26 protein-coding genes are annotated in these 26,853 nt (G+C 57.3%); 3 read left to right on the top strand and 23 right to left on the bottom strand.

All coding sequences use genetic code 11. The features are described from left to right. Positions 1–6: 6 nt before the first annotated feature. The 10 genes from ftsH to rpsO form a co-directional block, all read right to left on the bottom strand. A complete protein-coding gene (gene ftsH, locus EH55_RS11060) occupies positions 7–2,025 on the bottom strand; it encodes an ATP-dependent zinc metalloprotease FtsH (RefSeq protein ID WP_037977836.1) in 2,019 nt (672 codons plus the stop codon). Between the two features lie 50 nt (positions 2,026–2,075). Further along, positions 2,076–2,612, bottom strand: a complete 537-nt coding sequence (gene hpt / locus EH55_RS11055; RefSeq protein ID WP_037977834.1) for a hypoxanthine phosphoribosyltransferase — start codon at positions 2,610–2,612, stop codon at positions 2,076–2,078. Positions 2,613–2,668: 56 nt separating this feature from the next. Beyond that, a complete protein-coding gene (gene tilS / locus EH55_RS13620; RefSeq protein WP_051682851.1) occupies positions 2,669–3,709 on the bottom strand; it encodes a tRNA lysidine(34) synthetase TilS in 1,041 nt (346 codons plus the stop codon). Continuing rightward, entirely contained in the window at positions 3,696–4,385 is a 690-nt protein-coding gene (locus EH55_RS11045; protein ID WP_037977832.1) for an endonuclease III domain-containing protein, read from the bottom strand. Before EH55_RS11045 ends, tilS begins: the two co-directional genes overlap by 14 nt. Beyond that, complete coding sequence (locus EH55_RS11040) at positions 4,385–6,940, bottom strand: ATP-binding protein (protein ID WP_051682850.1); 2,556 nt, start codon at positions 6,938–6,940, stop codon at positions 4,385–4,387. The genes EH55_RS11045 and EH55_RS11040 overlap by 1 nt, the downstream gene beginning before the upstream one ends. 194 nt (positions 6,941–7,134) lie before the next feature. Then, a complete protein-coding gene (locus tag EH55_RS11035) occupies positions 7,135–7,338 on the bottom strand; it encodes a cold-shock protein (RefSeq protein ID WP_037977829.1) in 204 nt (67 codons plus the stop codon). Positions 7,339–7,632: 294 nt separating this feature from the next. Further along, positions 7,633–9,531 (bottom strand): threonine--tRNA ligase, encoded by a 1,899-nt coding sequence (thrS, locus tag EH55_RS11030; RefSeq protein WP_037977828.1) that lies wholly within the window; start codon positions 9,529–9,531, stop codon positions 7,633–7,635. A gap of 385 nt (positions 9,532–9,916) precedes the next feature. Next, positions 9,917–10,357 carry a dUTP diphosphatase gene (gene dut / locus EH55_RS11025; RefSeq protein WP_037977826.1) on the bottom strand — a complete coding sequence of 147 codons (441 nt, stop codon included), beginning with the start codon at positions 10,355–10,357 and terminating at the stop codon, positions 9,917–9,919. After that, positions 10,357–12,753 carry a polyribonucleotide nucleotidyltransferase gene (locus EH55_RS11020; RefSeq protein WP_037977824.1) on the bottom strand — a complete coding sequence of 799 codons (2,397 nt, stop codon included), beginning with the start codon at positions 12,751–12,753 and terminating at the stop codon, positions 10,357–10,359. The genes dut and EH55_RS11020 overlap by 1 nt, the downstream gene beginning before the upstream one ends. A gap of 116 nt (positions 12,754–12,869) precedes the next feature. Continuing rightward, positions 12,870–13,136 carry a 30S ribosomal protein S15 gene (gene rpsO / locus EH55_RS11015; RefSeq protein WP_037977821.1) on the bottom strand — a complete coding sequence of 89 codons (267 nt, stop codon included), beginning with the start codon at positions 13,134–13,136 and terminating at the stop codon, positions 12,870–12,872. A gap of 226 nt (positions 13,137–13,362) precedes the next feature. Between rpsO and EH55_RS11010 the strand changes: the two genes are divergently transcribed. The 3 genes from EH55_RS11010 (at position 13,363) to pgsA (ending at position 15,874) form a co-directional block, all read left to right on the top strand. Beyond that, a complete protein-coding gene (locus tag EH55_RS11010) occupies positions 13,363–14,493 on the top strand; it encodes an AI-2E family transporter (protein ID WP_051682849.1) in 1,131 nt (376 codons plus the stop codon). Next, positions 14,490–15,146: a molybdopterin-guanine dinucleotide biosynthesis protein B gene (locus EH55_RS11005; protein WP_037977819.1), complete on the top strand. Its 657-nt coding sequence runs from the start codon at positions 14,490–14,492 to the stop codon at positions 15,144–15,146. Before EH55_RS11010 ends, EH55_RS11005 begins: the two co-directional genes overlap by 4 nt. Positions 15,147–15,322: 176 nt before the next feature. Next, positions 15,323–15,874 carry a CDP-diacylglycerol--glycerol-3-phosphate 3-phosphatidyltransferase gene (pgsA, locus tag EH55_RS11000; protein ID WP_037977996.1) on the top strand — a complete coding sequence of 184 codons (552 nt, stop codon included), beginning with the start codon at positions 15,323–15,325 and terminating at the stop codon, positions 15,872–15,874. Positions 15,875–16,038: 164 nt separating this feature from the next. Here pgsA and EH55_RS10995 read toward each other — a convergent pair whose 3' ends face one another. The 13 genes from EH55_RS10995 to EH55_RS10935 all read right to left on the bottom strand — a co-directional run bounded on the left by EH55_RS10995 (position 16,039) and on the right by EH55_RS10935 (position 26,807). Continuing rightward, on the bottom strand, positions 16,039–16,662 hold the full coding sequence (locus EH55_RS10995; protein ID WP_037977817.1) for a class I SAM-dependent methyltransferase: 624 nt from the start codon (positions 16,660–16,662) through the stop codon (positions 16,039–16,041). 143 nt (positions 16,663–16,805) lie between these two features. Then, a complete protein-coding gene (locus EH55_RS13615) occupies positions 16,806–17,558 on the bottom strand; it encodes a zinc ribbon domain-containing protein (RefSeq protein WP_051682848.1) in 753 nt (250 codons plus the stop codon). Between the two features lie 111 nt (positions 17,559–17,669). Continuing rightward, positions 17,670–18,266, bottom strand: a complete 597-nt coding sequence (gene plsY, locus EH55_RS10985; protein ID WP_037977815.1) for a glycerol-3-phosphate 1-O-acyltransferase PlsY — start codon at positions 18,264–18,266, stop codon at positions 17,670–17,672. Positions 18,267–18,446: 180 nt separating this feature from the next. Next, on the bottom strand, positions 18,447–18,764 hold the full coding sequence (locus EH55_RS10980; RefSeq protein ID WP_037977812.1) for an HU family DNA-binding protein: 318 nt from the start codon (positions 18,762–18,764) through the stop codon (positions 18,447–18,449). 108 nt (positions 18,765–18,872) lie between these two features. Next, positions 18,873–20,201 (bottom strand): ribosome biogenesis GTPase Der, encoded by a 1,329-nt coding sequence (gene der, locus EH55_RS10975; protein ID WP_037977810.1) that lies wholly within the window; start codon positions 20,199–20,201, stop codon positions 18,873–18,875. A 17-nt stretch (positions 20,202–20,218) separates the two neighbouring features. Continuing rightward, a complete protein-coding gene (locus EH55_RS10970) occupies positions 20,219–21,577 on the bottom strand; it encodes a PFL family protein (protein WP_037977808.1) in 1,359 nt (452 codons plus the stop codon). Positions 21,578–21,579: 2 nt separating this feature from the next. Continuing rightward, positions 21,580–21,852, bottom strand: a complete 273-nt coding sequence (locus tag EH55_RS10965; RefSeq protein WP_037977805.1) for an ACT domain-containing protein — start codon at positions 21,850–21,852, stop codon at positions 21,580–21,582. Between the two features lie 32 nt (positions 21,853–21,884). Continuing rightward, positions 21,885–23,678, bottom strand: coding sequence for a primosomal protein N' family DNA-binding protein (locus tag EH55_RS10960; protein ID WP_037977803.1), 1,794 nt, complete (start codon positions 23,676–23,678; stop codon positions 21,885–21,887). Further along, a complete protein-coding gene (gene coaBC, locus EH55_RS10955; protein WP_037977802.1) occupies positions 23,678–24,889 on the bottom strand; it encodes a bifunctional phosphopantothenoylcysteine decarboxylase/phosphopantothenate--cysteine ligase CoaBC in 1,212 nt (403 codons plus the stop codon). The genes EH55_RS10960 and coaBC overlap by 1 nt, the downstream gene beginning before the upstream one ends. Continuing rightward, on the bottom strand, positions 24,870–25,094 hold the full coding sequence (locus EH55_RS10950; protein ID WP_037977799.1) for a DNA-directed RNA polymerase subunit omega: 225 nt from the start codon (positions 25,092–25,094) through the stop codon (positions 24,870–24,872). Before EH55_RS10950 ends, coaBC begins: the two co-directional genes overlap by 20 nt. Beyond that, positions 25,091–25,660: a guanylate kinase gene (gene gmk, locus EH55_RS10945; protein WP_037977797.1), complete on the bottom strand. Its 570-nt coding sequence runs from the start codon at positions 25,658–25,660 to the stop codon at positions 25,091–25,093. The genes EH55_RS10950 and gmk overlap by 4 nt, the downstream gene beginning before the upstream one ends. Further along, positions 25,657–25,917 carry an extracellular matrix/biofilm biosynthesis regulator RemA family protein gene (locus EH55_RS10940; RefSeq protein WP_037977796.1) on the bottom strand — a complete coding sequence of 87 codons (261 nt, stop codon included), beginning with the start codon at positions 25,915–25,917 and terminating at the stop codon, positions 25,657–25,659. The genes gmk and EH55_RS10940 overlap by 4 nt, the downstream gene beginning before the upstream one ends. After that, positions 25,917–26,807: a YicC/YloC family endoribonuclease gene (locus tag EH55_RS10935; RefSeq protein ID WP_037977793.1), complete on the bottom strand. Its 891-nt coding sequence runs from the start codon at positions 26,805–26,807 to the stop codon at positions 25,917–25,919. Before EH55_RS10935 ends, EH55_RS10940 begins: the two co-directional genes overlap by 1 nt. Positions 26,808–26,853: the final 46 nt, after the last annotated feature.

Here is a 26,853-nt window from a genome sequence, read left to right as displayed (position 1 = left end):
CAGTTTTTATTTCTTTTCTTCGTCTCCGTCGTCGAGCGGGGCGTTCAGTTTGCCGTTGTCGGCCCCGTCTTCTAAGTTCGGCGAAAGGCTCATCGTCTCTTCTCCTACGACGCTATCCTCCGGTTCCTCGTCCTTTTCCTCTCCATCTTTTTTATCCTCGCCGTTTTCGTCCTTATTTCCCGGCTTTTCTTCTTCCTGCGGCTTTTCCTCCGCGTGTTCCCTCTTCGGATAGCCGAGCAGCTCGTCGAGCTCGTCGCCCTCGAGCATCTCTTTTTCGAGAAGAAGCTTAGTTATCTCTTCGAGGCGCTCACGATTCTCGGTTAGAATCCCCTTCGCCTTGTTCATCGCTCCGTCCACTATCGCGCGGATCTCCAGGTCTATCGTATGCGCTACCTCTTCGCTGTAGTTGCGGTCGTCGACTATGTCGTGGCCGAGGAACACTTCATGCTGTTTCCTGCCGAGCGTCACGAGGCCGAGCTTGTCGCTCATGCCGTATTGAGTCACCATCTGGCGGGCTATCTGCGTCGCCCTCTCAAGGTCGTTGGAGGCGCCCGTCGTCACGTCGCCAAAGCGGATCATTTCCGCGACGCGGCCGCCGAGCAGCACCGTTATCTTGTCGGAGAGCTCCTGACGCGATATCAAAAACCTGTCCTCCTCGGGCAGCTGCAGCGTATAGCCGAGCGCCATATGCCCTCTCGGAATGATAGATATCTTGTGCACTGGGTCGGCGCCCTTTATCTTCGAGGCTACGAGCGCGTGCCCCGATTCGTGGTACGCTATTATCTCCCGCTCTTTTTTGCTGATTATGCGGCTTTTGCGCTCCGGACCGGCCAGCACGCGATCGATCGCCTCTTCGAATTCGGGCATGCCGAGCTTCTCCTTATCTCTGCGCGCCGTGAGTAGCGCCGCTTCGTTGACGAGGTTCGCCAAGTCCGCGCCGACGAAGCCCGGGGTGCGGCGGGCCAGCACATCGAGGTCTACGTCGTCTTCTACTTTCATCTCGCGCAGGTGGACTTTCAGGATGTCGCGGCGCCCGTTCACGTCGGGGCGGTCGACGACGACCTGCCTGTCGAAGCGTCCCGGGCGCAGCAGCGCCGGGTCTAAGATGTCGGGCCTGTTCGTAGCAGCGATGAGGATTATTCCCGCGCCGGCGTCGAAGCCGTCCATTTCGACGAGCAGCTGGTTCAGCGTCTGCTCGCGCTCGTCGTGCCCGCCGCCGAGTCCCGCGCCGCGGTGGCGTCCGACGGCGTCGATCTCGTCGATGAAGATTATGCAGGGCTGATATTTCCGCGCCTGTTCAAACAAGTCGCGCACACGCGCGGCGCCGACGCCGACGAACATTTCAACGAAGTCTGAGCCGCTTATGCTGAAGAAGGGGACGTCCGCTTCGCCGGCCACGGCGCGCGAAAGAAGCGTTTTACCGGTCCCGGGCGCGCCGAGGAGCAGCACGCCGCGTGGAACTTTCGCGCCGACCTTTGTGAATTTCGCCGGGTCTTTCAGGAATTGGACGACCTCGGCGAGTTCTTCCTTCGCTTCGTCGCAGCCGGCGACGTCGGCGAAGGTCACCTTCGGCCTGTTGTCAAGGAAGAGCTTCGCCTTGCTTTTCGCAAAGCTCATGACTTTTCCGCCGCCGCCCTGCATGTTGTAGATGAAATAGATCCACACCCCTATCAACAGCAGCGTCGGAAGGAGCGACGTCAGAAGCGCCGTTATCCAAGAATTTTTAGGCGGCGGGACTATTTCGACTTCGACGCCCTTTTCCGCTATCACCGCGGGAAGCGTAGAAGCGTCGAGGATGTAGGTGGTGAATTCTCCGCCGTCTTTCAGGGTGCCCGTGAGCTCCTCGTGGTCGATCTTCACCTTCGCCACGCTTCCGGCGTTGACCTCGCTCAAAAACTTGCTGTAGGAGAGGAGCTCCCTTCCCTGAGTTTTTTTGGCTTCAGGGGCGAGGAACACATTTACAAGGGTCACGGCCAGCACGATGAGGACGATATACATCCCCACATTCTTAGAAATCTTCTTCAATACATATCCTCTCTTTCCGTTGCTCCGCTGCGAAGCGCACGCGGTGAAAATTATTCAGCCGGCTCAGCTATATGCACCGAGGGAAGGTGGCGGAAGTGCCCGGCGTAGTCCAGTCCGTAGCCTATAACGAATTCGTCGGGAATCTTGAAGCCCGTATACTTTACGTTCACGGGCTGAGTGCGGCGCTCTTCCTTGTCGAGCAGGACGCATATCTCAAGAGATTTCGGAGCGCGCTCCCTCAACAACTTGCTGATGTAAGAGAGTGAGAGCCCCGTATCCAGTATATCTTCGACTATTATCACATTTTCGCCGTGGATATCGGTACTCAGATCTTCCTGTATTTTTACTATGCCGCTGCTCACCGTAGAAGCGCCGTAGGAAGATATCGCGAGGAAATCGAACTGGGCGTCTACCTCCGGCCCCATCTCGCGGAGCAAGTCCGCGAAGAAAATGACGGCGCCTTTAAGCACGCAGACGAAGATGACTTTTTCTCCCTTATAATCTTCGCGTATCTGCGCGCCGAGTTCCTTGACCTTTTCGCGGAGTTGCCCTTCCGAGATCAAAACTCTGCCTATCCTGTATTTCAAAATCCAGCGCTCCCTTCGATGCGTAAAAAACATTATTCAAACAGTTAAGAATAATATCATATTTCACGCGCTCTCGCCCACCAGGGAATTTTTTTTTCGCAGCTATTTTTGCCGCTTCTTATATCCGCGCGGTGAAGCCAGCCTACGCCGCGGGAAGAATAGCAGACTTCTATGTCGCGCGCCCACTGGAAGCGCCACGCTCCGCCGCGCCTTATCAGAGATACGAGCTCCTCGGTGCGGGCGCGCGGGAGAGCTGGGAGCGAGAGCTCCGCGCCCTGCGTCCGAAGCATCTCCGCAAGCGTCAGTTTCGGCAGCGCGGCAAGGCCCTCGGTGCGCCACGCGGCGAGAGCCGGCGGAAGCGCGAATGCCGCTTTCGCGATCTCGGCGCGCGCCGCGGAAATTCTCTCCTCCGTCTCCTCGCAGGCCTGCTTAGCGAGGCCGAGCATCACGCGCTCGAAGCCCTCGTTTAAATTTTCCTTTATCCAAGGGATAAGCGTATTCCTGATCTTGTTTCTCGTATAGTCCGTTTCGTCGTTCGTATAGTCCTCGCGCCACGTTACACCGTTATCCTTCAGTATTGCGCGCAGCTCTTCGCGCGTGAAGCTTATGACGGGGCGGACGATGTTGCCCCGCCTTTCGGGGATACCGCGCAGCCCCGCTATACCGCTGCCGCGTGCGAGGTTCAAAAGCTGCGTCTCGACGACGTCGTTCGCGTTGTGCGCGACTGCGATAAATTTTATTCCGTAGCGCTCCGCTACGGCGTTGAAATGCTCGTAGCGCGCCCGGCGTCCCGCCATTTCGAAGGACTCGCCCCGTGCGCGGGCCGCGCGGACGTCGACGGCCTTGAGCGCGCACTCTACCCCCAGCTCCGCGCAGAGCGACGCGGCAAAGGCGGCGTCGTCGTGAGAGGCCCCCTCCCTCGTACAGTGGTCGAGGTGCGCCGCGACTATCCTGCCCTTGAAAAATTTTCTCATCAGCCACATCATAGCGACGGAATCGCCGCCGCCGGAAAGCGCGCATACTATGCCCTCCGCGTCGCGCCAGCCCTGGCGCTCCGCCGCTCCCAGAAATTTTTTTCTATACTCAGCGGGCTCCATGGCCAACCGTTTTTTTGCCGAAATCGCACCATTCGATGAGCGCGCATTCGGCGCATAAAAATTTCCTGGCGCCGCAAAGACTCCTGCCGTGCGCAAGGAAGTTCAGATGTCCGCCGCGGAAGCGCTCCGGCGGCAGCGACGCCTCAAGGCGCGCCTGTATCTTGTCGGGCGGCTCTTTCTCGCCTGCCCAGCCGAAGCGCTTTGAAAGGCGCGTTATATGCGTGTCCACCGGAAAACCCGGCATGTCCAAGTCGAAGCACTCGACGATCGCCGAGGTCTTCGGCCCGACGCCTGGGAGCGACGTCAGGTATTCGCGGACCTGAGGCTGGCTCCAGCCGCGCAGGCTCTTCAGCGAATAGCGGCCGAACTTTCTGTGCACGGCCGCGAGTATCCGCTGGATGCGCGGCGGCTTGGCGCTGCTCATTCCTGCGATTCTTATTACTTCCTTCAACTCTTCGAGCTCCGCCGACGCCACATCTTCCCACGACGGATATCTTTTCCTGAGATTTTTATAGGCTATGTCGCGCAGCTTATCGTTGGTGTTCTGCGAGAGCACCGTCACGATGAGGTCGTCGAGCGGCTCCTCATAGCAAAAGTCGGACGCCGGACGCGCCTCGTTTCCGTAAAGCGCCTCCAGGGCGTCGAGAATCTCCTTTGCGTGACGCACCTCGGCCATTATCTTCCACCGCTCGCTTCTATGACGGCTTTCTTTGCGGCCTTCTTCTTCCTTTTCTTCGGCGGGTCGACGCGGTCGTTCATGACCTTCTTGTAGCGGAAGGAGCGCTCGACCCAAGCTTCAAGCTCGGCCTGCGCGCGGCCGTGTACGCTCTTCTTCGGGTACGCCCCCTTTTCATCGGGCTCTCCCGCCTTTACGCCTGTCAAAATCTCTATCCCTTCGTCTATTGTCGAGATGCTCCAGATGTGGAATTTATTCTTCTTAACCGCCTCGACGACTTCATGCGAAAGCATCAGATGCTGCTCGTTCTGGAAAGGAATCATCACGCCCTGTTTTCCTGTCAGGCCGCGCGCCTTGCAGTAGCGGAAGAAGCCTTCGATCTTTTCGTTTACGCCCCCGATGGGCTGGATATTGCCCTGCTGGTCGACGGAGCCGGTGACAGCGATAGACTGATTGAGGGGGATGCCGGAAATCGCCGAAAGCAGACAGTAAAGCTCGGTCGACGAAGCGCTGTCTCCCTCGACTCCGCCGTAGGTCTGTTCGAAGGTTATGCGCGCCGCGATCGAAAGAGGATAATTTTTCGCGTACATGCGCCCGAGGTAGCTTGAAAGAATCATCAGCCCCTTGTTATGTATCGGACCGGTCATGCTGACCTCGCGCTCGATGTTCACGACGCCGGGCTCGCCCATGAATACGTTCGCCGTGATGCGCACGGGGGAGCCGAAGGAGTTGTCTATCAGCTGCGACACCGTCAGCCCGTTTATCTGCCCGACGACGGAGCCCTCGGTATCTATGCGTATCACGCCGCTGCGGTACTCCTCGAGGACTTTGCCCTCCCACATCGACACGCGGTAGAGCTTCTCTTCTATAGCGCGGCGCACGTCCTCGACCCCGACGAGCTTCTTGCCGCCGGCCTTCGCGTAGGCCGTGGCTTCCACGAGAGTCTCGGCGATCTTGTTGAGCTTCGTCGAGAGCTTGTTCCTGTCCTCGGCGAGGCGCGAGGACCATTCGATGACCTCGCCGACCGCCGCAGCCGTGAAATTCAGCCCGCCTTCGTGCTCGACGAAGCCCGCTATGAACTGCGCGATCTGGTATTCGCTCTGCGGCGTGCGCGGCATTTCGGAATCGAATTCTGCTTTGATCTTAAAGACCTTGCCGAACTCAGGATCGTATATGTTCAGAAGGTAATAGAGGTACGGCGTCCCGACGATGACCACCTTCATATCGATCGGGATAGGCTCCGGCTTCAGCGTCGAAACGGGGATATAGCCGAGCTGCTCGCCGAGATTTTCTATCGAAAGCTCGCGGTAGCGCAGAACGCGCTTCAGCACGTCCCAGGACATGAATTGCCGCAGCAGCTCGTCGGCGTCGAGCAGCAGGAAGCCGCCGTTCGCCCTGTGCATCGCGCCGGGCAGGATGTGCCTGAAGTCCGTCGAATAGAGATTGCCCTGTTTGTTCTCGTAGTCGACCTTGCCGACAAGGTTGTAATATATCGGGTTCGTCTCCGATATGACGGGAGCTCCGCCCTTCGGGTCGTTCGATACGAACGCGTTCACCTCGTAGCGCGTGAAATCTATCTCCGCCGATTCGTCGCGGGCGGAGGCGAGAAAGACGTTAAAGTTCGCGCTGATGTCTTCGGTGAACTCATCGAACCACTTCGATAGCTTCTCATTCGGCGCATATTTCGCGCTCAGCTCCGACGTTATCGGGGTGACGGCGACCTTGCAGATCTGCCCCTCGAGCTCCTTTATCTTCTCTTTGAGCTCCTTCTCGCGCTCGCGTATCACGCGCAGCTTCTCGAGAGTTTTCTGCGAAATTTCCTCTGAAACCTTCTGAAGGGCCTGCTGCTGCTCCTCGGATAATTTTTCAAACTCCTCCTGCTGCATCTCGCGGCGCACAATCTGAGGCTTTTCGTCTCCGTCGCTTTCTTTTTTCGCCTCTGGCTCGGCTGCCGGCTGAGCGTTTTCGCTCTCGGTCTGCGGGAGCGGCGGCGCCATTATCAGCGGCAGGTTGACGAAGCCCTGCGGCGTGCGCTTGATTGAAAAGTTTTTCTCCTCCGCCCATTTGCGGAGGTCTTCCATGATTTTATTTACTTCTTCCTGAAAGGTCTTTACAAGCTGCGCCTTGCTGTCTTCGAACTCGCTGTTGTCGAAGGCTTTAGAAAGCGCGGTTTTAAGTTCCTCTATCGCGTTGTCCGCGTCTTTCGCCAGCTCGCGTCCCCTTCCGGCGGGAAGATTAACCGCGAGCGGCTGGCTCGGGTCGTCGAAGTTGTAAACGTACACCCAGTCGTCGGGCGCCGGCATTTTCTCGGCTTCGCGGCGCAGCTCGGAGAGCATGTACGTCGTTCTGCCGCAGCCGGGTTCGCCGACCACAAAAATGTTGTAGCCCTTGCTTTGCACCGAAAGGCCGAAATCCACCGAGCGCACCGCGCGCTCCTGCCCTATAAGGCCCGTAAGTTTATCGATTCCCTTTGTTGTTTTAAATCCAAGCGCCTCGATGTCTGCGACGCGGCGAAGTCTGTCGTACGAAAGCTGTTTGTCCTTTATTAGAGACATGGAGCTCCTCCTGTTATCTGCTGTTTTGCATCCGCCGGAACAAACGCCGGCGCATACTAATCTATAACAATTAACAACAATAGTCAAAGGAAAATTTATACAAACAAAAAAAGGAGAGCGGTTAATGTGCTCTCCCTTGACTCGATTTCTTTTATAAAATAACGGGATATAATATAAAGAAATACTGCGGAAACTTAGAGTTTTTCTACGTCGGAAGCCTGCGGGCCTTTGCTGCCCTGCGTGATTTCGAAGCTTACCTTCTGACCTTCGTCAAGCGTCTTGAAACCGTCTCCCTGGATAGCGCTGAAGTGTACAAAGACATCATTGCCCTCGTCGGTCGTGATAAATCCGTAACCCTTCGTTGCGTTAAACCATTTTACTGTGCCGTTGCTTTTCAAGGTGTTGCCTCCCAACAGGAAATATTTAAAACATCGGCTTTTGCCGACGATGATACATTATACTTTAACTTAATTCTTGTCAAGGAGAATTACATAATTTTCAACCATTTTATTAATTTTTCTTGAAATTATACATAATTCTTTCATACATCGACGCGAATAAACGCAAATTTTTAGATTAAAAGGAGGACGGATTTAAAAAATTAAAATCGCGCGGACAGCAGCGCCCTATATTCAGGATCCTGTCGATAGGAGCGGAGCCGGAACTCTCGGCCCCGCTCCCTTAAAACTATGCTATTTTTTGTTGATCGGGTCAAATTCCTTCTCGGTCTGGGCTATGAACTCTTCAAAGGTCATCGGGCCGAGGTCGCCGGCCTTGCGCTCGCGCACCGAGAGGGTGCCGTTTTCCGCTTCCTTGGCGCCTATTACCAGCATATAGGGGATCTTTTGCAGCTGAGCGTCGCGAATCTTCTTGCCGAGCTTCTCGTCGCGCGTATCTATTTCAACGCGGATATCGGCGTTTTTGAGCCTGCCGGCCATCTTTTCGGCGTAATCGACGTAATCGGCGCTCACCGGCAGCAGCTTCGCCTGAACCGGCGCGAGCCAGAAGGGGAAAGCTCCGGCGTAGTTTTCGATCAGGATACCCATGAAGCGCTCGAGGCTTCCGAGAATCGTCCTGTGCAGCATGACCGGGCGGTGCTCCGCCCCATCCTTTCCGATATAGGTCATGTCGAATTTCTCCGGCATCTGGAAGTCGAGCTGAATCGTTCCACACTGCCATGTGCGCCCGATACAGTCTTCGAGGTGGAAGTCTATCTTCGGCCCGTAAAAGGCGCCGTCGCCGGGGTTTAGCTTGTAGGAGGTGCCCGTCTCTTCGAGAGCTTCCTTTAGGCAGCGCTCGGCGAGGTCCCAGAGTTCCTGGTCGCCCATAGAATTTTCCGGCCGCGTCGAAAGCTCCACGTGATATTTGAAGCCGAATACATCCTGGTAGACGTAGCGGTCGAGCTCCATTATCGCCTTGATCTCATCCTTTATCTGTTCGGGCGTGCAATAGATGTGAGCGTCGTCCTGCGTGAACGCGCGGACGCGCATAAGGCCGTGCAGCGCGCCGGAACGCTCGTGGCGGTGCACGAAGCCGAGCTCCGCCATGCGTATCGGCAGCTCGCGGTAGCTGTGTATGTCGTTCTTGTAGACGAGTATGCCGCCTGGGCAGTTCATCGGCTTGATAGCGAAGGGCATGTCGTCTATTTCAGTGAAATACATATTTTCCTTGTAATGATCCCAATGGCCGGAGCGCAGCCAGAGGTCGCGGTCGAGGATCATCGGCGTCTTTATCTCAACGTAGCCGCGCTTTGTGTGCTCCCTGCGCCAGAAGTTCTGCAGCGCGTTCATGACGACCATGCCCTTCGGGTGGAAGAAGGGGAAGCCAGGGCCTTCGTTGTGAAGGCTGAAGAGGTCGAGCTCCCTGCCGAGCTTGCGGTGGTCGCGCGCCTTGGCTTCTTCGAGCCTCTTCAGATAGGCCTTGAGCTCCTCCTCTGAGCCGAACGCGGTGCCGTAAACGCGCGTGAGCATCTCGTTCTTCTCATCGCCGTGCCAGTACGCGCCGGCTATCGATAGCAGCTTGAAGAATTTGCAGCAGCCTGTGTGAGGGACGTGCGGGCCGCGGCAGAAGTCGCTGAAGTCTCCCTCGGTGTAAATGGAGAGGGCCTGCCCCTCTATCCCTTCGATAAGCTCGACCTTCAGGTCCTCACCCATCTCCGAGAACTTTTTGACCGCTTCTTCCTTCGTCAGCTCGCTGCGCACGAGGGGAATCTTTTCCTGCGAGATTTTGCGCATCTCCGCCTCTATCTTCGGCAGATCCTCGTCGGATATCGGCTGTGGGAAGCGAATATCGTAATAAAAGCCGTCCTTTATCGCCGGCCCTATTCCAAACTTCGCCTCGGGATAGAGGCGCAGCACCGCGTGCGCAAGAAGGTGCGCCGTCGAGTGGCGCAGAAGCTGCAGCCCCTCTTCGCAGTCCGGGAAGAGCGGCGTGAAAGCCGTGTCCTCTGTGAAAACTTTATCGCAGTCGACTATCTCTCCGCCGACGGTCGCTCCTATCGCCTTTTTCAGACGCCATGCTTCGAGAAGCTGGCGTACGGTCGCGCTATCAGCCTCGAATTTCTTGCCGTCAGGCGTTGAAAATACTGCCATATATACTCCCCCTTTGAATAAGAAAAGCCGCGCTCCACAACAGGAGGCGGCTTGTAGTTCGCTGTTCCACTCCATTTCGGCCCTCAATGCAAAGGCCCTCTGCGCGCTGTGAAGGGCGCACCCTGACGCCTTATCCCTGTGGCTTCGGCGTCCGCTCCGGGGCGGTCTTCAAAGCATTCTCCGCAAAGACCTCTCAGCTATGCGTAAGCATGGTCTCCTCTCTGGAGCGAAGCGTCGCTTTTACTCTTCCCGTCATCGCGAGTTATCCGACAACGAGTGTCTTTATACCGCCTGCTCGAGCTTTTGTCAAGCGGTGCGATTTTCCGCTAATCGGCCTTCGAGCGGAGCCGGTGCCTGTAACGCTACCGCCGCGCGAGCGTCGCTTTTATTTTCTGCCGGTGCTGCCGAAGCCTCCGGCGCCTCTTTCGGTGCCGCCAAGCTCGACCGACGTCTCAAGCCGAGCCTGCGTCACCGCGGCAAAAATTATCTGCGCGATGCGCTCTCCCGACTCTATAGTGAAATCGTTTTCGCCGAAGTTCGCGAGGATCACGCGCACCTCTCCGCGGTAATCCGAGTCGATAGTCCCCGGCGCGTTGAGCACCGTGACGCCGTGTTTCAGCGCGAGGCCGCTGCGCGGCCGCACCTGCGCTTCGTAGCCCCGCGGTATTTCAAGGTAGAGCCCGGTACCGACGCAGCCGCGCGCTCCGGCCCTTATTACCACGCGCTCGCAAGCGCGTATGTCCATACCGGCGGAGCCTTCCGTCGCGTATGCCGGAAGCGTTACGCCCTCAGCGGTCTTTACTTTGACCGTGATATGCTCGGCCATTAATTTTTGCGCTCCCTTTCGAAGCGGCGCGCCGGCCTGTGCGGCTTTTCTTCTTCAAAATCGCCGCCGCGCTGGCGTTCGAAGCCGCGGCTGCGATCGCGTTCCCTGTCGCGGTCAAAATTGCGCTCTCCGCGCTCTCCTCTTTCGCCGCGGTCGCCCCTGTCGCCGCGATCCCTGTCGCCGCGATCCCTGTCGCGGTCGTGCCCGCCTTCGCGGCGTTCGCCGCCTTTCGGGAAGTGCGAATACCTTTCTTCGCGCGCTCTCTCGGCAGGAATTTGCGCCGCGAATTCAGGGTTGAGCGCGAGCTCGTCGAGCTGCCCGAGCAGGCGTTTGCGGCTCAGGTTGACGCGGTGCATGTCGTCGATCTCTTTTACCGTCACAAGCACCTTCTCGCCGATCCCGAAGGCGTCTTCGATCGTCGGCACGCGGTAGTTGCTTACCTCGCTGACGTGCAGCAGTCCTTCTTTTCCGGGCAGCACTTCGACGAAGGCACCGAAGGAGAGCATCCTCGTCACAGTGCCGACGAAGGTCTCTCCGGCTTCTACATCGCGGACGAGGTCTCTTATGATCTTTTCCGCCAGGCGCGCGGATTCTTCGTTGACGGCGGCGACGCTCACCTTGCCGCTGTCTTCGACATCGATCTTAGCGCCCGTCTGTTGTACTATGCCGCGAATCGTCTTCCCGCCGGAGCCGATGACGTCGCGAATCTTTTCGGGATCGATATTGAAGGTGATGATCTTCGGCGCGTTCGGCGAAAGCTCCGGACGCGGCGCGGCGATCGTTCTGTCCATGATGTCGAGTATCTGGAAGCGCCCCTTCTTCGCTTGGGCGAGGGCGCGCGTGAGTATGTCGCGGTTGATGCCGCCGGCCTTGTTGTCCATCTGCAGCGCGGTGACCCCGTCGCGCGTCCCGGCGACTTTGAAGTCCATGTCTCCGTAGTGGTCTTCAAGGCCCTGTATGTCCGTCAGTATGCACATCTCTCCACCGTCGGCTATGAGCCCCATAGCGATTCCGGCGACCGCCTTTTTGATCGGCACGCCGGCCGCCATCATCGAAAGACTGCCGCTGCAGACGGACGCCATCGAGCTCGAGCCGTTGGATTCGAGTATGTCGGACACTTGACGCACGACGTAGGGGAATTCCTCTTCCTCGGGAAAGAGAGCGCGCAGCGCGCGCTCCGCAAGAGCGCCGTGCCCTATCTCGCGGCGTCCCGGGCCGCGCATCGGGCGGACTTCTCCGACCGAGTAGGGGGGGAAGTTGTAGTGAAGTATAAATCTCTTAGCTGGTTCGTCTATCTTCAGGCCGTCCATCATCTGGTCGTCGAGCCCGATCATCCCCAGCGTCGTCACGCCGAGCGACTGGGTCTCGCCGCGCGTGAAGAGCGCCGAGCCGTGAGTCATCGGCAGTATGTCTATCTCGCAGCTTATCGGGCGCAGTTCGTCCATCGCACGCCCGTCGGCACGCTTCCTGTCGACGACGAGCAGCCTGCGCACCGCCTTCTTCACCATCTCGTCCATCACGCCAGCGATGTACTTCGGCGAATCGGGATACTCTTCGGCGAATCGCTCCTCGGCCCTCTGCTGTGCCGCCGCGATCGCGGCGCCCCTCGGCTGTTTCTGGTTTATCTGCACGGCTTCGTAGATTTCGTCCGTGAGATTTTCCCTCATCCAATCGTCTATCTCTTTTATGACCTCGGGGACCGGCAGCTGAACTTTCTCCTTGCCTATCTCGGTGACGGCGCCTTCGATGAATTCGACGATTTTGCGCACCGCTTCAGAGGCGAGTTCCATAGCGTCGACCAGCAGCTCTTCAGAGACTTCTTTCGCCCCCGCCTCGACCATCGTGATGCCGCCCTTGTGGCCGGCGACGACGAGGTCGAGGGTGCTTCTCGGAAGGTCGGATTCGTCGGGGTTGACTACGAGTTTGCCGTCGAGACAACCGATTCTTACCGCGCCTATCGGGCCGTCCCAGGGTATATCGGAGATAGCGAGCGCGAATGAGGCGCCGTTGATTCCAAGTATGTTCGCGGGATTTTTCTGATCGACGGACATCACCGTCGCCACGACGTGTACGTCGTTCCTCATCCACTCGGGAAAGAGCGAACGAATCGAGCGGTCGATCATGCGTCCGCTCAAGATAGCGGATTCCGAAGGGCGTCCTTCGCGCTTGATGTATCCGCCGGGAACCTTCCCAGCCGAATAGTAGCGCTCTTCATAATCGACGAGCAGAGGGAAAAAATCCATCCCCTCGCGCGCCTTTTCGGCAAGCACCGAGGTCACGAGCAGGGCCGTGTCGCCGTGCCTGGCGAGGACGGCCGCGTTCGCCTGCTTTGCGAGACGCCCTACCTCAAAGGACATCTTCTTGCCGTAAAAATCAAGTTCATAAATCTTTTTCATTTTCTTCCTCCCGTTTTATTCATCATTAAGAAGGATAGCACAAAAAACAAAAAAATGGCGAAAGGAATATCCCTTTCGCCAGCTGAATTACCGATCTTTTCGAAATTCGCAGAAAATCAATGACGCAGGCCTAGCCTCTGAATAAGCGTCTGATAACGGTTGAAGTCTCTGCTCTTAAGATATTGCAGAAGACGACGGCGCTTGCCTACCATGATGAGGAGCCCGCGACGGCTGTGGAAGTCCTTCTGATGGACCTTCATATGCTCCGTCAGCTCGCGGATGCGCGCCGTGAGGATGGCCACCTGGACTTCGGTCGACCCCGTGTCGGCTTCGTGGGTCTTGTACTCTTCGATGATCGCCTGTTTCTTTTCTTTCTCTATCATTCAAATCACTCCGTTCCGGGCCTGTCGCGCCCTATTTCCTCCGGCTCAGGCAGGTTATGTTGACGCGCTGTCCGTGCCAGGGCAGATATATATTAACAGAAAAGGCATGCGGCTGGCAAGCGGCGTGCATTCTTCTCCGCCGCAAGCCGGGCGCGCGAAATTTTATGGCGGCAGCGCGGAAAAAGAATTATACTTATCGTAAGATGCCACGCTTGGAGGAGTACCGGTGTACATAGACAAATACGCTGTCGCTGCAAAAAAAATCCGCACGAGCCTTATCCCGATGATCGTCCTGCTCGCTTTCTTCGCGATGATCTCATGGCATATAGTCAGGCCGCTCGCGGTACCCTTGGCGTGGTCGATACTCTTCTCCTACTTCGCTTACCCCGTATATAAATATCTTCACTCGCGCGTCTTCCGCGGAAGGTTTCAGAACGTCGCGGCGGCGATAAGCACCGGCGTCATCCTTGTGTTTATGGTTCTGCCTATCACGCTGCTTTCGATATTCGTGACGAAGGAGGCCATCCGCATAAGCAGAGACCTGATGGAAAGCGGCTTCACGATGGCGTCGTACGCCGAGATGCTCGCCTCGATAAAGACGCTGCCCGTGGTCGGGCGCCTCATAGACAAATTCGACCTGATATCCGAACTGCCCTTCGTCGACGCCCTGATCAAAGACAACGCGCGCTACGTGACTTCGTTCCTCACGGCCGTTTCGAGCCGCATTTTCGAAAGCCTGCTCGGGCTCTTCTTCATCGTCCTGATGGTCGCGATCACCTCTTTCTTCCTCGTGCGCGACGGGAGCAGGATGCTCGACTTCGCAAGCGACCTGCTGCCGCTGCCTGAAGAAGAGCGCAGAGGCTTCATCGAGCGCACCGCCGTGATGCTGAAGGCCGTCGTCTTCGGCATCATAATGACGGCGGCTATACAGGGGACGCTCGGAGGCCTAGGCTGGTGGTACGTCGGGCTATCGCATCCGGTATTTTTCGGTTTCTGCATGTTCATAACGGCGATGATACCGTTTGTCGGCACGCCTTCGATCTGGATCCCTGCCTCGATAGTGCTTTTCCTGCGCGGAGATTATTCGGGCTGCGCGATATTGCTTATCTGGGGGCTTTTAGTCGTCAGTTCGATCGACAATTTCATAAAACCCTTCTTCATATCCGAGGGCAGCAAAATCCACATGCTCGTAATCTTCGTCGGGCTCTTCGGCGGGCTTTACGCGTGGGGCTTCCTCGGCGTTTTCGTCGGGCCGCTGATTCTTTCGCTCGCCCTCTTTCTGCTCGAAATATACCACAGCATAATAAAAACGCCCTGTGAAAATTATCCGAAAAGAGAAAGAGGAGATAAAAAATGATTAGAACGATAGCCGTCTCTGGCTTCAAAAACAGCGGAAAGACGACGCTCTGCCGCAGGCTTATCGAAGAGCTTGCGCGTCTCGGCGTGCGCACCGGATACATCAAAAGGACCTCGGAGGACGCCTTGGACGCGGAGGGCCCCGACACGTCGAAGCTGCGCGGCGCGGGCGTCACGGCGGTGCTGTGGGGAGACGATGGGCTGCGCGCCGAAGAATCGCGCAGAGATATGTCGCAGGAATATATCGTATCGAAATATTTTCCGGACTGCGAAATCGTGATTCTCGAAGGGGGAAAATATCTCGACCTTCCGAAGATATGGGTGGAAAGCGAAACGCCGCGCCCCGGCGGCGTCAAGGGCGTCTTCATGCTCTACGACAGAAAGCGCCCCGGCGACGGAGCGGCGCGCTTCGGCGCGGGCGACGAAGCGCTGATCGCAAAAAAGTTAGCGGGGCTCGTGCGCGGAGGAAATTACAGGAGCTCGTCGGTGTTCGTCGGCGGCCGCGAGCTTCCGATGAAGGATTTCATCGCCGACTTCGTCCGCGGCGTGGTGCTCGGCATGCTCTCGTCGCTGAAGGGCGGAAGGGCGCGCGGGGAAGAGGTGAAAGTCTTCATCCGCGGAGAAAAAAACGATTCCCCGCGCGCGCCGCGCTGAAAATTTTCGCACGCCTCGCGCGGCGCGGCGGAAATTTGCCGGCGCCGTCGGCGAAGCGCACAAAATTCTCTCTCGACCGTGCGGAAAGGCGAATTATATGTTATAAATACGTATGTTCCGACGCCGCGAACCGCGCGGACTTCAACGGCAAAAGAATGAGAAGGAGAATTATTTTTATGTCATCAAAGCAGTCGCCTTGGAATCTGCCGAATATACTGAGCCTTTCCCGGGTCTTCCTCGCTCCCGTGATACTGGTATTTCTAACGCTCCGCACACAGTTCGGCTCTATCGAGGGCGCCAACGTCGGGGATATCATAGCCGGCATCGTCTTCATCATCGCCTCGCTTACTGACGCGGCGGACGGCTATATCGCGCGCAAGCGCAACCTCGTAACGAATATGGGGAAGTTCATCGACCCTATAGCGGATAAGATTCTCGTAATAGCGGTGCTTACGTCGCTAGTAGAGCTGCACCGCTTCCCCGCGTGGATGGTCGTCGTCATCGTCTCGCGCGAGTTCATCGTCTCTGGGCTGCGCATGGTCGCCGCGTCAGAGGGCGTCGTGATCGCGGCGTCCAAGGGAGGCAAGCTGAAGACCGTCACGCAGATAATAGGAATAATCATGCTCCTCTTCGGCATACCGTTCGCAATGGCAGTGATGTGGGTCGCCGTGCTGCTCACGATACTTTCCGGAGTCGAATACGTCATAAAGAGCGCGGATCTGTTGTAACGCCGCTAATTCATTCGTCGCTGAAAAACTCGGTTTTGCTGAAATGTCAAACTCAGACTCAGAATTCCGGCACTGCATCCCCAAAGCGCCGAATGTCTGCTTTTAGATAAAGAAGTGCTTCGGTATCTTTTTCAGCTTATAGGCACAGCTTGATATCATAGCGTTTATTTCTTTGCCGCCACGACGATCCACGGCTTCTCGCTGTGATGAACGTCCCAAACCTCTGTGAAACCAGCTTTTTGCAGATATTCTGTGATCTGCGGAAGCGTATAGTTCTTCATTCCCTCAATGATCTTCTCATATTTCAAACTTTCCGCATCCGTTCCATCCGATTCGTTGACGATCATAAAATATCCGCCATGTTTCAGAATCCGACGCACTTCCCGAAAACACTCCTCCGGCCCCGGCCAGAAATAAATCGTCTCAAACGCCGTCGCCAGATCGAAGGCTTCGTCCGGAAGATCCAGCGCCGCGACGTCGCCCTCCTGCACGATGCATCTGCCCGCCTCGATATGTTCCCGGTTATATGCCTTCGCCTTCTTTACAGACAGCGGAGAATAATCTACCGCAGTCACAATAGCTTTCGTATATCGTTTCAGCAGCTCCGCAGCATTTCTTCCGCCGCCGCAGCCCAAATCAGCAATCCTCTGCGGCGCCAGCTTCGGGAAGTGTCCCATCCCCCAGTCGGACACCCTTGCATGTCCGAAGTTCATGCCACTAATCATCATCGCTCCCAGAAATCCTTCCGGCTTTCTCGTATTGCCGACAAATTTCTTAAACAGCCACATCGTTCCATCTCCTTGTACATTTTGCTCCATATATTATGGACTTTCACAGACTATCGCCGCATTCATGGACTTTTTCGGCGATAATTTAAGGGGCGCAGGCACGATAAACGCACCGACGGCCCTCCTGCCGCTAAGCTAAAAATTTATTCCGATATCGAAAAGAGCAGCGAGACATTTCCCGCCTTTTCGTCGCAGCTCCCGCATATCTCGTATCTGCGGCCGTCTGAGACGCGCCAAAGGCACTCTCCGACGCCCTCCCTGACCTTCGGACGAAAGCCGGCGTCGAGCGCCGAATAACGATAGGCTTCGAATTCATCATAGCCGGCAGGCTCAAGCGTCACGTGAAGCCCGTCGCTAAGCTCCTCACACTCGACTCTTCCGCCTAAGCTCCACTTGGGGAAGACGGCATATTTAGGCGGCCATCCAGGCACCGCCGCGGCTTCGCCGTTTTTCGCGCGCAGTATCTCCGCGCCGCATTCGGGACAGAACTTTGTGCCGGGCTCGACGAAGGCGCCGCATAGCGGGCAGCTTGGACGCGCCGCGACGTTCTGCTCGTAAAGCGTTTCGTCGGGAAGGCGTGTGCCGCATTCCGGGCAGAATTTCATTTTTTTTGGCGAGAGCGTGCCGCACTTCTGGCAAAGCTTCACGCTTTTGGAGGACGGGGCCGCCTCGCTTCCGCGTTCGGCGCCCTTCCGCTTGGCGGGGCGATATTCTTCCTCGAGGCGATTTTCGGCCGCGCGCGCTTCGCGCATATATTCGTCCTCTGCGACACGCTTTCTTACAGAGCCCTTCTGTCGCTTCGGCATCACGGCTTCGAGAACTTTGTTTTTTATCGCCTGCTCCACCGCGCGGCTTATACCTTTAGATAACATTTTTTCCAGATCCAGAAACGCCATAAATATTCCCCCATCCGTCTGCCGGATAAACGTGATGCCGCCGTCTGCTTTTTTATCTTATCATTGCGCGCGGAAGAAAACAATAAATTTTTATTTCCGCGACGCGGTACCCTAAGATTTTACTTTTGCTTCAGTTCCCTCGCGCAGGCGCGCAATGTTCGCGCGGTGCCGCCACGCCGACAAGAGCGCGAGCGCGAAAGACGCGAGCGTATAAGGGCGCGGCATTCCGAAGCAGGCGGTGAAAACGGCGGAGGCGAAGAGCCCCGCTATCGACGCGACAGAGACGTACCTCGTCGTCTTCATCACGACATACCATACCGCGCCGCCGAGCAGGGCCGGAAGCGGCATGAAGAAATCATAGAAGGCTATCACGCCGAATGTCGTCGCGACGCCCTTGCCGCCTTTAAAGCCAAGCCACACCGGGAAGTTGTGCCCGAGCACCGCGCAGACTCCGACGAGCGCAAGGAGCGCGTCGCTCCCGTCCGTGAATAGCGACGCCGCGAGCACCGCGGCGCCTCCTTTCAACATGTCGAAGAGCGCGGTAGCGACGGCCCACTTCTTCCCCATAAGCCTGCCGACGTTGGTGGCCCCTATATTGCCGGAGCCGAACGTCCTGATATCCTTTTTAGCGACGAATTTTGTAGCGAGGAAGCCGACCGGGCACGAGCCGGCGAGATAACCTACAAAGCACCAGATCAACGCTGTCATAAAACCATCTCCAGGCAGAAAATATAAAGGCCGTCTACGCGCTGAATTTTATGACAGCGGCAGTTGCAAGTCAAATGAAGGAAGGGCGTCGTTCCCAGCGCAAAAATAAATTCCCGCCGACAAAACGCCGCGGGAATTTCCGATTGACAGTATGATAAAGGACAAAAGCTAATGCTGTCGCTATTTCGCTTTCTTCGCCTTGCCGGCCGACTTTTTTGCTTCGTTGACTGCTTCTTTGAGAGCTTTGCCGGCGCGGAAAACGGGAACGTTTTTCGCCGGGATCTCGATGATTCTGTCCGGGTGCTGAGGATTGCGTCCCTGGCGTGCAGCTCTCTTTTGGACTTCAAATGTGCCAAATCCAACTATCTGAACTTTCTCTTCTTTTTTCAGGGACTCGTAGATATCGTTGAATACGGCTTCCACTACTTCAGCAGCCTTCTTCTTCGTGATACCTTCTACTTCTTTGGCCACCGCGCTGATAAGATCTGTCTTTGTCACTCCAGCCACCTCCAGTCAAGATTGACACTGCGTTGTGCAGTACTATAGATTTATACCGATAAAATCGCTTTACGTCAAGGGTTTTTCTGTTAAATTCTTTGAACAAAGCTAATTTTTAGCATTTTCTCTGTTTCTCATGAAAATTTTGAGCGGGACGCCGGAAAAATCGGCCATTTCGCGCAGAGTGTTGTCGAGGTGACGCCTGAATGACTTTGAACAAAGCTGCGCGTCGTTGACGAAGAATATGAACGCGGGCGGAGCTCCGTCAGCCTGTGTCGCGTAATAAATCTTAAGGCTGTGCCCTTTTCCGTCGCCAGGCATCCTTTCAAACACGAGGACTTCCTTAACAAGCCTGTTCAGCTCCGCCGTCGGGATGCGGCGGCGGCGGTTCTCCTCTACTTTTAGTATCAGCTGCGGCAGCTTGCCGAGGCTGCGCCCCGAAAGAGCCGAGACGAACGCCCTAGGCGCGTACGACGCGAAGGGCATCTCGTCGAGCAGCTTTTTCGTCATCACGTCGCCTGTTTTAGCGTCGCGCGGCGCAAGGTCCCATTTGTTCACGACGAGTATCAGCCCCTTGCCCCGCTCGATCACCTGTCCGACAAGGCGCTTGTCCTGCTCGGTCGCCGGCTCCTGCGCGTCGAGCAGCACAAGCGCCACGTGGCAGCGGTCGATCGCCTGATAGGTCCTGACGTTCGAATAATATTCGAGGTTGTCCTTGACGCGGCTTTTGTGGCGAAGCCCGGCCGTGTCGAGGAATCTTATGCTGCGGCCGTCTATGTCGACGACCGTGTCGACTACGTCGCGCGTCGTGCCGGCAATGTCGCTGACCATCGAGCGCTCCTCGCCCGCAAAGGCGTTGAGCAGGCTCGATTTGCCGACGTTTGGGCGTCCGACTATCGCTACGCGTATTTCGCCGCTATCCTCGCCTTCGCCGTACTCTTCCCCGTCGAGCTTCGAGACGACCATGTCGAGCAACTCGCCGAAGCCGGTATTGTGCTCCGCGCTCGTCGCCGCCACGTCGTCAAAACCGAGGGCGTAGGCTTCGCCGAGCATCGCGTCCTCCTGTCTTTCGTTGTCCAGCTTGTTCATCGCGACGACGACGGGTTTGCCGCCTCTGCGGAGCTTGAGCGCTATATCCTCGTCCGTAGGAGTGATGCCGGCGCGGCCGTCGACGACGAAGATGACGGCCGCGCTTTCTTCGAGTGCGAGGTCGACCTGCCTTTCTATCAGCTCCATGAACTGATGAGGCGTCTCCGACATTATGCCGCCTGTGTCTACGAGGTAGAATTTTTTTCCGCCCCATTCGGCTTCGCCGTAGAGTCTGTCTCTCGTAACGCCGGGCTGGTCGTCTACTATTGCCGCACGTTTGCCGAGTATCCTGTTGAAGATAGACGATTTGCCGACGTTGGTGCGGCCGACGATAGCAACTATTGCCATTCTTCTGTCCTCTTTCGTTAATTTTTGAAGCTGTGTATAGGCGCCGGAATCCTTCCGCCGCGGTTTATGAACGCGGCGCAGGAGAATTTGCTGACCGGCATGACCGGCGCGTAGCCGAGAAGCCCGCCGAAGGTCACGCTCTCTCCCGCCTTCTTTCCGAACACAGGAATGATGCGTACCGCCGTCGTCTTGTTGTTTATCATGCCTATCGCCATTTCGTCGGCGATGATGCCGGAGATCGTTTCGGCCGGCGTGTCCCCGGGGATTGCTATCATGTCAAGCCCGACCGAGCATACGCAGGTCATGGCTTCGAGCTTGTCGAGAGTGAGCGCCCCCGCCTCCACCGACTGAATCATGCCGTGATCCTCGCTGACCGGTATGAACGCTCCGCTCAGGCCGCCGACGTAGGAGGAGGCCATCACGCCGCCCTTTTTGACGTTGTCGTTCAGTATCGCAAGCGCCGCCGTCGTGCCGGGTGCACCGGCGTATTCCAACCCCATCTCCTGGAGTATTTCGGCGACGCTGTCGCCGACGGTCGGAGTCGGAGCAAGGGAGAGGTCTATTATGCCGAAGGGGACTCCGAGGCGCTGCGACGCTTCGCGCGCTACGAGCTGCCCGACGCGTGTTATCTTAAAGGCGGTCTTTTTGACAGTCTCGCAGAGCGTTTCAAAATCAGCGCCGCGCACCTCTTCGAGCGCGCGTTTGACGACGCCCGGGCCGCTGACTCCGACGTTTATCGCGCAGTCGCGCTCGCCGGTGCCGTGGAACGCTCCGGCCATGAAGGGGTTGTCCTCGACCGCGTTGCAGAAGACGACGAGCTTAGCGCAGCCGAGAGAATCGCTCTCGCGCGTCAAGTACGCCGTCTCCTTCACGACCTCGCCCATGCGCCTGACGGCGTCCATGTCGATGCCGGAGCGCGACGCGCCGAGGTTCACGGAGGAGCAGACTATATCGGTCGAAGAAAGGGCTTCCGCTATCGAATCGATCAGCTTCTTGTCCGCGGCGCTCTCCCCCTTCTGAACGAGCGCCGAAAAGCCGCCGATAAAATCGACTCCGACCTCTTTCGCCGCTTTGTCGAGGGTCTTCGCGACCTCGACATAGTTTTCGCAGGCGCAGGCCGACGCCGCTATAGAAACTGGCGTTACCGATATCCTTTTGTTCACGACGGGCACGCCGAATTCCATAGCTATCTCGTCGCCGGTCTTTACTAGGCGCTCCGCCTTTTTCGTTATCCTGTCGTATATCTTCGCACAGAATTTCTCGACGCTCTCGTCCGCGCAGTCGAGTATATTTATCCCCATCGTGATGGTGCGGACGTCGAGATTTTCCTCCCGTATCATCTCATTGGTCTGACGGGCTTCGGAAATAGTTATCATTTCTATATCCTGTGCATGCTTTCAAATATCTCTTCGCGCTGGAAGTTTATCGCGAGCCCGATGCTCTCCCCCAGTTCCTTGAGCCCGCCGGCAAGCTCGCCTGGCGTGCAACTGCACGCCGAGATGTCGATTATCATCAGCATGTCGAAATAGCCCTTTATTATCGTCTGCGATATTTCCAGCACGTTCGCATTTTTATCGGCGAGGTACGTGCAGACCTTAGCGATGATTCCCACCTGGTCCTTTCCGAGGACCGTTACTATCGCCTTCATCATGATTTTGTTTCCTCCCGTCCTGTTCTCACAGCTTAATCAAGGTACAATGATACAGTAGGAAATGTTTTTTTGGTAGACGCGATAGAAAAAAATGGCTTTAATATTTCGCGCAGTGCGGCAAAGCGCTTCGTGCGCACCCATATTTCTCCTGCGTCCTCCTCCGAAGCCCAGTATTCAGCGCCGGCTTCGTCGAGCTTTTGGGAGATTTTCCGCGCGTCCCCGCGCTCCGCGCTGATTTTTATCAGGGGCATGAAGGGCGGCAATTCCCATTCGCTCCGCTCCTTCAGCTCGCGCCGCCAGAATAACCCCCAGCCGCGACGAAGGCCCTCCTGCCATCCCGTCGACGGCCTGCGGCTCTGTACTATGACTTTCCTTTCGCATCCCTCGGCGCCGCGCCACATCGACTCCCAGAGCATCGCGAAAGCGCGCGCCTTTGAATCGTATTCTGCGCCACGCGCTTCGGCGTCCGCGTCTATCCAGCCAACTGCGGCGGGCGAGAGCTCGTCGCAGAGCGAGAGCAGCCTTCTTGTCCCGACGATAAGGGCTCCGTCCGGGAATTCTCTTTTCAGCTGCTTACCGTCGGGCAGTTTTTCTTCTTTATTTTGTATTAATAATACGTTTTTAAATTTATATTTCAGCGCCGATCGCGCCCTTTCGTAAAGGGCCTCGAGCCCGGGGCGCGAGCCTATCAAAAGACGGCCGCCGCAGTTCGGGCAGCTCTGCGGTACCGCTATACTGCCGCCGCATACGTTGCAGCTGAGGCATTTTTTACTATCTTCCCAGCGCATCGAGGAACCGCAGCGCGCGCAGCGCAAGGTGTTCCCGCACTCCTCGCAGAGAATTTCGGAGGCGTAGCCCTTGCGGTCGAGCAGCCAAAAGACCCAGCCGCCTTCCTCCCTCGCCCTGACGCTCTCGCGTATCAGAGGCACGCTAAGCGGCAGCGTGTCGCGCAGCGCCTCAAACTCCGCCGACTGCGAATCATTTGAGGAGACGAATACGAGGCGCTCATCGTTTTTATCCTCCAAGCATATCGGCTTCGCCCGCAGATAGCATTTCGAAGAGGGCATGATGCCGCCGAGCACTAAGCGCGAGCCGGCAAAATCTGCGCGCACGCCGAGCAAGGAGCGCGTATGGAAGAGAGGATGGCTCTGCGTGCGCCAGCTCCCGCTGTTCTCCTCGTCCATGACTATCGCCGAGAGCCCTGCGAGAGGCGCGAAAGCGGCGGCCGGAGAGCCCACGATGAAACGCAGCTCCCCGGAGCGCGCGAGCCGCCACATTTTCCAGCGGGCCTGAGGCGAAAGCGGCCAGAGAGCGCCGCAGTCCTGCAGGCCCTTCGGCAGGGTCTTCCAGAAGGCTTTCGCAAGCTTCGCCTCAGGGAAGAGAATCAGCGCCCTGTCGCCGCCCTCCGCCGCCGTCCTGTAATATTCGTAACGCTTAGACAGCTCGGCGCCATATAGGCTTTCCACAGAGAATTTTTGATAAGAGTTCGGCGTTTGTCTTATTTCAGGCAGTTTTTCATCCGTAAAAAACTTTGCCGGCAATAGGGTTTTTGCCGCAAGTCCCGTTCCTATGAACCAAGTGTCGCCGAACCATTTTATAAGCCGCCACAGCTCTGCGGGCAGCGGCGGCTTTTCGTCGATAACGCGTTCTATGCTTTTTATTTTTTCTGTTTCGGCGCCCTCTTCGCTCTCAGCGACGGTCAGTGCGACGCGGCTGTCGCGTCCGAGCGGCACGCGGACGCGGAGCCCTTCTCCGAGCACCGATTCGCTGCGGTACGTGAGCGGCGTCCACCACGGAGCCGGAACGGCGGCGCTGACGAGGGGCATTATCTGTCCACTATAAGCTCCGCCGCGGCGTCGAGTATGCGGTGCGCCGCCTCCTCCTTCGTCCCGGAGAAGCTCTCCGCTTCGCCGCCGCGCCTGAAGATCGTGATAGCGTTGGTATCCGACGCAAAGCCGGCGCCCGCCGCGCTGACGTCGTTCGAAACTATCAAGTCGAGGTTTTTCTCAGCCATTTTCCTCCGAGCATTCTCGGCTACATGCTGCGTCTCGGCGGCAAAGCCTATCAAAATCTGCCCGCTCCTCTTTATTTTGCCAAGCGCGGCCGCTATGTCGCGGTTTTGCACGAGTTCGAGAGTCAGGCCGCCGGAGGCGCCGCGCTTTATCTTCTGCTCAGCGCGACGCGCAGGCCTGTAGTCTCCCACAGCCGCGGCCTTGACGATCATATCGGCGCTCTTCTGAGCCTCCATGCAGGCGTCGAACATCTCCTCCGCGCTTACTACGTTTACGATCCTGATTCCCGCCGGAGGGCGAAGAGCGGAAGGGCCGGAGATCAGTGTTACGTCGGCGCCGCGCTGAAACGCCGCGCGCGCTATCGCATACCCCATCTTGCCGCTGCTTGGGTTGCTTATGAAACGCACCGGGTCGATATATTCGTGAGTCGGGCCCGCCGTGACGGCGACCTTCAGCCCGCGCAGCTCTTTTTTGTCGCAGAGCGCCATCTTAACGTAGTCGTTTATCACCTCCGCCGACGGCAGGCGTCCTTTCCCATCGCAGCCGCACGCGAGGACGCCGCTCTCCGGGTCGACTACGACGGCACCGCGCTCCGTCAGCGTGAGTATATGGCGCCGCACCGCTTCGCTCGAGAGCATGTTGACGTTCATCGCCGGGAACATCAAAAGCGGCTTCTTGTTCGCGAGCAGCGCGGAGCCGAGCAGAGTAGAGCCGTCGCCTTCCGCCGCGACGCGCAGCGCGTTGGCGGTAGCCGGCGCGACGACGAAGATATCAGCCCAGTCGGTCAGCGATATGTGCGGTATCTGCCAGCCGTATTCGGCGGAGAGAAAGTCGCGCTCGCGCCAGACGCGCCGCTTCGAGAGAGTCGCGAGCACCATCGGGCTCACGAATTCCTCCGCCGCCTGCGTCAGCAGCGTTTCGACCTCGCAGCCCATCTTGACCCAGCCGTGCAGCAGCTCCGGCGCCTTGTACGCCGCAATGCCGCCGGTCACGCCGAAAAGTATTTTACTGCGCGGCGGCTTCATTTTCCGGCGGGTTGGGGTCGACTATCCTGTAGGATATCCTCCCCTTCTGCACATCCTCGACGGCCTTTGAGATATATTTTTCGTCGCTTTCGGCGTCTTTGCGTTCGCTGAGCTGACGCGCGCGCGCTGAAATGACGAGCGTGAGTATATATTTGTTCGGTATACCGCGCTCGCGGTAAATTTTCTCAAGGTCCATATAGATCATTCCGATTCCTCCCCGTGTTCCTTCACTATATTTATAAAGTCTTTGACCGCATCGTCAAGCACGTCGTTCACGACTACGCAGTCATATTCGTCAGCATGTCTGAGTTCCTCCTCGGCGTTGCTGATGCGCAGCTCCTGTTCCTCGGCGCTCTCGCTGCCTCGCCCCTTCAGGCGCCTGACGAGCTCTTCTATCGAAGGAGGCGCGACGAACACCGTTATAGCTTCCGGCATCTTTTCCTTTACTATTTTCGCACCCTGGACGTCTATTTCCAGCACTACGTCGCAGCCTTCGCCGAGGGCCTTTTCAACTATGTCTTTACGCGTGCCGTAGAGATGTCCATGGACGTTCGCGTATTCAAGGAAATCCCCGGCCTCAATGCGGCGGCGGAATTCCTCATCGCTGATAAAATGATAAGTCTTTCCTTCGGCGTCGAGCCCCGCACGCGGTCGTCTCGTCGTGCAGGATACCGAAAATTTCATATTGGGCAGTTTTGGCATCGCGTTCTTCAGTATTGTTCCTTTACCGACTCCTGCCGGGCCTGAAACTATATAGAGCTTCCCTCTCATTGCGCCTGTTGCTCCTCCGCCCCTTCAAAGCGTGCAGCAATAGTCTCCGGCTGTATCGCCGAAAGTATCACGTGCCTGCTGTCCATTATCAGAATAGCGCGCGTCTTGCGCCCCTGCGTCACGTCCACGAGCAGGCCGGCCTCGCGCGCCTCGTCTTTGAGGCGGCGCACGGGCGCAGAATCAGGGGCGATGACGGCTACGACACGCTCCGCCACGACCACGTTCCCAAAGCCGACGTGGACAAGCTTGTAAGCCATTATTCGAGGTTCTGTATCTGCTCGCGGATGCGTTCGAGGCACGCCTTCGCATCCACCGCGAGCCAGCGGATCTCGGCGTCCGCTATCTTCGAGTCAAGGGTGTTTACTTCGCGATTCATCTCTTGGACGATGAAATCCAGTTTCCGCCCCGCACTCTCCGCCTCGTCGTCGCCAGTCGCCTTGAACTTCGAGATATGGCTCCTGAGACGCGCGAGCTCCTCAGAGATATCCCATTTGTCGGTCAGTAGGACTATCTCCTGCATATAGCGGGCTTCCTCGAGTCCGACTCCCATTTTTTCGAGCGCTTCCGAAACGCGCGCCTTCATCGCGCTGAACGCCGCGTCGCGCGTCGGAAGCCAGCGACTCTCTATCTCCGCAGCGATTCTTTCGAACTCATCCAGATGAGCAAGCACTTCGCAGCGCAGATGCGAGCCTTCCGCTTCACGCATCTTCTGCCACGATGCGGCGGCGTCCGCAAGCAGTTCGCCGAAAAGTTCTTCGAGCGTCCGAGCTTCTTTTTCTTCGTCGAAACGCGGCAGGTCGAGCACTCCCGGGTACTGCGTCACTTCCTCGACGTCTATCGAAAGAGGGAGCGCAAGCCCCCGGCGGATATCCATCAGCTCCCCGCAGTAGGCAAGCAGCACATCCTTATTGATGCGCCCACTCTTGAACTGCTGCGCCCAGAGCACCTCCATGCGTAGCTGTATCTTGCCGCGCCTGAAGAGCTTTCTCATCTTCTGATGGAACCACGGCTCCCAGCCCGCGAATTCGCGCGGCAGCCGCACGGCTATCTCCTGATAGCGGTGATTCACGCTTGAAAGCTCAAGGCTGAGCGTTCCATAGGAAGATTGTATCTGTGAACGGGAAAACCCCGTCATGCTTACATACATTCAAACCATCCTCCGCAAGGCAAGCGGAGCGCGGACGCCGCGGCAA

The organism is Synergistes jonesii (genome assembly GCF_000712295.1).
In the GTDB taxonomy this organism is placed as follows: Bacteria; Synergistota; Synergistia; order Synergistales; family Synergistaceae; genus Synergistes; species Synergistes jonesii.
This window is presented reverse-complemented; position numbering and strand designations above follow the sequence as displayed.